The 6,248-nt window shown below is 41.6% G+C and carries 7 protein-coding genes; 5 read left to right on the top strand and 2 right to left on the bottom strand.

The window, feature by feature from the left end; translation table 11 throughout:
• Nucleotides 1-75: 75 nt before the first annotated feature.
• Nucleotides 76-678 carry a LysE/ArgO family amino acid transporter gene (locus tag B3V51_RS08575; RefSeq protein ID WP_286708260.1) on the bottom strand — a complete coding sequence of 201 codons (603 nt, stop codon included), beginning with the start codon at nt 676-678 and terminating at the stop codon, nt 76-78.
• 179 nt (nt 679-857) lie between these two features.
• Between B3V51_RS08575 and B3V51_RS08570 the strand changes: the two genes are divergently transcribed.
• The 3 genes from B3V51_RS08570 (at nt 858) to B3V51_RS08560 (ending at nt 3,087) form a co-directional block, all read left to right on the top strand.
• The gene (locus tag B3V51_RS08570) at nt 858-1,607 is read left to right on the top strand and encodes a hypothetical protein (RefSeq protein ID WP_286708259.1); all 750 of its coding nucleotides are present in this window, start codon (nt 858-860) and stop codon (nt 1,605-1,607) included.
• A 206-nt stretch (nt 1,608-1,813) separates the two neighbouring features.
• The gene (locus tag B3V51_RS08565; RefSeq protein WP_286708258.1) at nt 1,814-2,482 is read left to right on the top strand and encodes a hypothetical protein; all 669 of its coding nucleotides are present in this window, start codon (nt 1,814-1,816) and stop codon (nt 2,480-2,482) included.
• A 53-nt stretch (nt 2,483-2,535) separates the two neighbouring features.
• The gene (locus tag B3V51_RS08560; RefSeq protein WP_286708257.1) at nt 2,536-3,087 is read left to right on the top strand and encodes a hypothetical protein; all 552 of its coding nucleotides are present in this window, start codon (nt 2,536-2,538) and stop codon (nt 3,085-3,087) included.
• A gap of 140 nt (nt 3,088-3,227) precedes the next feature.
• On the opposite strand, the gene rluB is transcribed toward B3V51_RS08560, so the two are convergent.
• A complete protein-coding gene (gene rluB / locus B3V51_RS08555) occupies nt 3,228-4,154 on the bottom strand; it encodes a 23S rRNA pseudouridine(2605) synthase RluB (RefSeq protein ID WP_286708256.1) in 927 nt (308 codons plus the stop codon).
• A gap of 539 nt (nt 4,155-4,693) precedes the next feature.
• On the opposite strand from rluB, the gene B3V51_RS08550 reads away from it, so the two are divergent.
• Both B3V51_RS08550 and B3V51_RS08545 read left to right on the top strand, forming a co-directional pair.
• Nucleotides 4,694-5,803 carry a polysaccharide biosynthesis/export family protein gene (locus B3V51_RS08550; RefSeq protein ID WP_286708255.1) on the top strand — a complete coding sequence of 370 codons (1,110 nt, stop codon included), beginning with the start codon at nt 4,694-4,696 and terminating at the stop codon, nt 5,801-5,803.
• Nucleotides 5,804-5,815: 12 nt separating this feature from the next.
• Nucleotides 5,816-6,247 (top strand): low molecular weight protein-tyrosine-phosphatase, encoded by a 432-nt coding sequence (locus tag B3V51_RS08545; RefSeq protein ID WP_286708254.1) that lies wholly within the window; start codon nt 5,816-5,818, stop codon nt 6,245-6,247.
• The last annotated feature ends 1 nt before the right edge of the window (nt 6,248 follow it).

Genomic DNA, 6,248 nt, shown 5'->3' with positions numbered 1-6,248 from the left:
GAATGTTCAACACGCCCTAATATTGAGCACTTAAAATCCTCTTAATTTATCTAGATTTAATGCCTAATGTTGTGTTTAGCTTTGGTATAAATGCCAAGCCAGATACAACATCAGCAGTCCTACCAACGCATCGAGTATGTTCCAAGCTTTTGGCTTCGCAAATAGAGGTCTGAGCAATCGTGCACCGTAACCTAGGGCAAAGAAGAAAAAGAATGACGCGCTAATTGCCCCAATGGCAAAGGTAAGTTTGCTAGCAGCGCCTGTTGAAACCATCCCAACGAGCACCAATGTATCTAAGTAGACATGTGGATTTAGCCACGTAAAGCCAAAGCAGAGCAGCAGCGCTTTTTTTAAGCTACTCACCACTTGTCCTTCGACCGTCAGCGCATGAGATACGCGTACGCTGGCATACAAACTCTGTAAGCCGTAGCCTAATAAAAATAAAATGCCTGCTATTTTTGCGATATCTATCACATGCGGATAGCGTGCGGTGACCGCACCAAATCCACCAACGCCCGCTGATATCAAGAGCGCGTCGCTCACCGCGCAAAACAGGCAAACAAAAAATATGTGCTCACGTTTGAGACCTTGTTTGAGTACAAAGGCATTTTGAGAACCAATGGCGATGATGAGCGATAACCCAAGCAAAAAACCAGAGAGATAATCGGAAGTATTCATAACAAGGCGCTTAACATTTAGGAAGTGAGCGGAGAGAGTAGGAATGTTGACACTTTGCGTACTGGCAGGTCAGCAAAAACCTGTTAAGATACGCTATTGAATGAACGTATGCAATACGAGCACAACGTGTGTGTACTGGATGAGGGGCAGAGCAAGTCATGGTAGTCAGTTTGACAAGAATGCTAAAGTCATTTGGGCAAGCGCAAGATGACCTACCAACGCTAGCTGCCAAAAATGCGCAGGAAATAGGTGCCAGTCAGCACATGGATAATGATATTAATCATGGGGATATCGATCATACGAATGGCAGTACTCAAGCAGATCGCCAGCGTCCGCCACTCACAGCGCCTGAGCGGGTAGACCGTATACGTGATGCATTGGCGCAAGTAAATGATATTCACTCATCAACCCCGCTGACTGATCGCTATTTGTCCAATCGCGCCCAAATGCAACCGACCAATAGACCACCTTTTGACCCCGATACTTTATGGTATCTCAAACATGGACGTTGTCCGATTATGACTGAGCTTGTTGATGTGGTCGACGAGGCCACCCTAAATGCGATGCCTATCGAAGCCGTTGCGATATTAGATCGTATCAATGGCAAGCTAAAACGCTATCGTGAGTGGAGTAGTGAGCTAAACGAGCAACAGCAGCAGCAACATAATGAGCGACAATTTGTCATTGATAAGCTGGTGTCCGAGAGCATCCCTGAAGCGCTACATCATTATGAGCAGTTGCAGCGCTTTAGTCCGCATCGCACCAAAAACAATATGGTTCAGGGAAAAATGACCGCAGGTGATATGTTGACCGATTTGTTTTTAGAAATTGATTATGAGCTTGATGAGCTATTGGATGAGCTGCATCAAACCGTTTTAAATCGTCTTGCCTCAACCCATCGTTACGTCAAGAGCCGCACGCAAAGCTAGCGTATTTTATAAAATAAAAGATTATCCAAAAACATAACAGGCTCAATGTATAACAATATAAGGCTTTCATAGAGCCTTATTTTTTTGTTTAATAAAAGCAGTGCTAAGCAATAAAGTTGACGACACTAAAACCGCCTAGCTTAAAATACTGATTAAAATAACAAGAAATTTGCCAAACTATTCTGTCAAATAATAAGGAAAACCCGATGACTCAAGTGACTGCTATGTTAGTGATGTTTGTATTATACGGAGTGCTGCCAGCCGCTGGGTTATATCTGGGGTATCGTGGTATTAAGAAAGTTACCGCGCCCAAAATGCTGGAATATACTGCCATGCCGCAACTGGGCTATATACCAGAGAAAAGCCTACCCGTTGAAGTCAAAACAGCACTTGAGCAAATCAATCGAAAAGGCAAAAAACTCCGCTTGATCTATGGTGATACCAATAATGACGGTAAAATTGATGATAAAGACACCATTAATGAAACTTATATTATGATCCAAAATCTGATGGACCGACACATTCCGCAAGCTGTGGCCGATTATCGCCGCTTGTATGATCTAGATGTGACAGAGGGGGCGCGTGCTGATACCACCAAAATCAAACATTCAGACGTCACTGGTAAACAAGCATTGTTAGAAGTGCTTAAGACGATCAATACCCAGTTTGACGATTTACTCAATGCCTCATACCATCAAGATGGCCAAAAACTGCTCGCGACCAATCGCTATCTGCAAGCGCGTTTTGATCATCCAAATATGGATTCAACAATGCAGCCGCTGAGTAATCTCAGTAAGGAAACAGAGGCTATTGAGTCACCTACTTTGAGTAGCGCGAATGTGAAAAATCCAGTAGCAGAAGATATTAAACGCTAAATGCCAACGATAAGTAGTCATACATAGAATTGAGTGATGAGTAGCGAGCAGTTATGAGTATATTAATAGGCATCGGTATTGTAACGACCGTCACGACTTTTTATCTAGGTAGAAAAGGCTGGCATGCATTGCACAAAGCGGTCGGTATTACTCCAGGTGTGCTTATATATCAAGATGATCATGCGCCATTGTCACTGGCTACGTTAAGTTGGGAACAGCTTAACTTGAATAAAAAGCACTTAAAAAGCTTGTCAGATCAGCAGCTACGGCAATTAAAGCGTATCGATCAAAAAGTGAGTAGCTATCAAGCTTATCAGGCAGCATTACAAGCTCAACATAAAACACCTGCTATAACAGAAGCACAGTTTGTTTTGAATAAAATGTTGCAAACTCGGCTACCTGAAATGCTAGCCACTCACTACCAATTAACAAATATAAATGTCACTAATGAGAATAGTGAAAAGAGGTTAGAGGCTAGTGAGTTATTGCAAAGTGTTTTAGATAACATCGAACAGCGTTTGGATAGACTACTGGCACAAATGGACGAGGAGCAGCTAAAAGAGCTGCGAGTCATGAAGCATTATATTAATAGCCACGACAGCTGAGCCGTTATTTTTATACTAAGTAACTGTGAGGCCTGTAAAAAAGACATAAAAAAAGCGGTCAATGATGCATAGTCATTGACCGCTTTTTTATGTTTATTCTAAATCTATCAAAAACTTAGAATAATGTTAAATCAATTGAATTAGCGCTTATCATTGCGGTCACGACTATTACGCGTGCCGCGGCTGACAGGGCTAGCACTGCTTTTAGGCTTCGCGCTGCTGTTGCGATTGTCATTACGAGTGTCCGTGCGACGTGCTTTAAGCGGCTTGTTTCTGATACGCTCTTGCTTTTTTTTAGCCGCACCATGTAGACCTGTGCCATAACGTGGGCGTAAGCTCACCAAATCGGTCAATGTATTGATCTCTTTTTTATCGAGTTCTAAGAAACGACCTGTACGTAACTCTTTTGGCAAGGCAATCGTACCGTAACGTGTACGCAATAGGCGGCTAACTTTCAGACCTTGTGACTCAAACAAGCGGCGTACTTCACGGTTACGACCTTCTTTGAGCTGAACGTGATACCACTTATTAACCCCTTCACCGCCGCCTTCTTTGATGTCGTCAAACTGCGCCATGCCGTCTTCTAACATGACACCAGCAGTCAAGTTGCGGGCGATATCAGGAGTGACTTCACCCAACACACGAACGGCATATTCACGCGTCACTTCGCTAGAGGGATGCATCAGGCGATGCGCCATCTCACCATCATTGGTAAATAGTAGTAAGCCAGTTGAATTGATATCCAAACGTCCAACCATGACCCAACGATCATGAGTGAGCTTTGGCAAGCGCTCAAACACAGTCGGACGACCTTCTGGATCTTTGGCTGAGCAGACTTCGCCTTCTGGCTTGTAATAAGCGATCACTCGGCGACGCTTTTCATTTTCGGTGGTATATTTGATCTGACGACCATCCACACGTATTTCATCGCCTGGTGTGACACGGTCACCAATCGTTGCTGGACCGTTATTAACAGATACGCGACCTGCTTTAATCACTTCTTCCATTTGGCGACGTGAACCAAGGCCCATACGGGCGAGTGCTTTTTGCAATTTTTCGTCTTTCATCTTAATGTCCTTGAGTCGGTGGGTTTACATTTCTCAATGTATAATGATTCACAATTGTTTATACTAGATTATAAATGATAATAGGTAAGAAAATGCATTATTTGCTGTGAGCAGCATTATACTAGTAAAAGACTGCTTATACTGTATTTTTTGACTTATACACCTCGCAACTGTACTCAAGCCAATTTGAACAAAATCTTGCATATTTTTACTAAGAATGTTTAACAGCTTTTAGGTAGTCGTACATATGCAGCAACATAGCAGTGTAAGAATTTAGTATAAATTCAATGAATTATTAATATACGTAATATATTTAGTTGTAATTGATAAAAAGAATTTATATGCTACATGGAGTGATTAGTTTAAAAATAGCTTTTTGTATCAATCAATAAGAACATTACTGTATAACAGATAACTTATGTTATGATGCCGATTATTTTTGTGGAAGATGTAAAAAAATAACATCGATACAAATTTATTAATACAAAACTGTTTTTAGTCGTTTTATGTGATTGCAGTAATAGAAGAGGCTTTTTGATATGAGACAGACAACTAAGTTGTTGAGTGCAGCGTGTTTGTTAGCTAGTAGTATGCTCTATGGATGTGCTACTACAACCATCAATTCTGGGCTTCAAGCTGGTCAGTTACCGCCCAGTGGATCTTTTATTGCAGAGAATGGCATAGAATTTAATGTTCAGCCCTTAAATTTAGCAACATTACCACCGAAAAAAACGATCACACCAAGTAGTGATTTAATACGTTTGATTAATACGTCTGGTCAAGTGGACTATCGTATTGCTAAAGGAGATATTTTAGGTATTACGTTGGTAGGTTATCCTGATATAGCGCCTCCTTTGACCAATAGTAGTAACGCATCCAATCCATATGCATCTGGTTTTCCTATAGATCAGCAAGGGTTTATCCAGTTCCCACTTATTGGTCGTATCAAAGCTAGCGGTATGAGTGTGCCACAATTTACAGCGAACTTACAAAGTCGTCTTCAGCGTTATCTCAAGTATCCAGATCCGCAAGTGAAAATCATTAATTATCGTGGTAACAAGTTTTTTATCGATGGCGAAGTGAAGCAGCCCGGTGAGTTCCCTATTGCTGATGTGCCCGTTTCTCTGTATGGGGCAATTTCTATGGCAGGTGGTGTAACGACTACAGGTGATTCGAACAATGTTGTGCTGAACCGTAGAGGCACAAGCTATAATATAGGGCTACAGACGTTACGACAGATGGGTGCTTCTGCCAACCAAATTTATTTGCAAGATGGTGACTCTATCCATGTCAATAGCCAAGAACGTAATAAGGTATATGTGTTGGGAGAGTTTGGACAAGTGGAGCCAGTACCCATCTTAGAGCAAGGCATCAGCTTGGCACAAGTTTTAGGGGAGTCCAAAGGTCTCAATTCTAATACTGCAAATGCGGCCAAGATATACGTCGTTCGTGACAATCTCAATACAAGAGCAACTGATATTTATTATGTAGATATGCAAACGGTTACTAGCTTTGCACTTGCTAATCGTTTTGAGATGTATCCTAATGATATTGTCTATGTTGACCCGACTGGTCTTACACGCTGGAATCGTGTTATTAGCGCCTTACTACCTTCCACTACAGCGTTTAGATCTCTTTCAACTCTATAGGTAATGATAATCATGGCGTTTAATAATATTTTGGTCGTTTGTGTTGGTAACATTTGCCGCAGCCCGATGGCAGAAGCTTTGTTAAAAAAGCGTTATCCTAACAAAGTAATTGACTCTGCAGGCGTCGGCGCTTTAATTGGCCATCCTGCAGATTCATCTGCCCTCAAAATTATGTCTGAACAGCAGATAGATATTACAGACCATATAGCCAAACAAATCGACGAAAAATTAGCAAAAAAAGCTGACCTTATTTTTACCATGTCAGATAGTCAGACTAAATGGATTGAGGAACGTTGGCCATTTTGCCGTGGTAAAACATTTAAGCTTGGTCACTGGCAAAATAAAGATATTGCTGACCCATATAAGCATGAAATGAGCGCTTTTGAGACAGCATATCAAGATATTGTTGATGGTCTCGATCAGTGGGCCGATAAAATTAACTAAG

This window comes from Psychrobacter sp. UBA2514, assembly GCF_002341255.1.
Classification (GTDB): domain Bacteria; phylum Pseudomonadota; class Gammaproteobacteria; order Pseudomonadales; family Moraxellaceae; genus Psychrobacter; species Psychrobacter pacificensis.
This window is presented reverse-complemented; position numbering and strand designations above follow the sequence as displayed.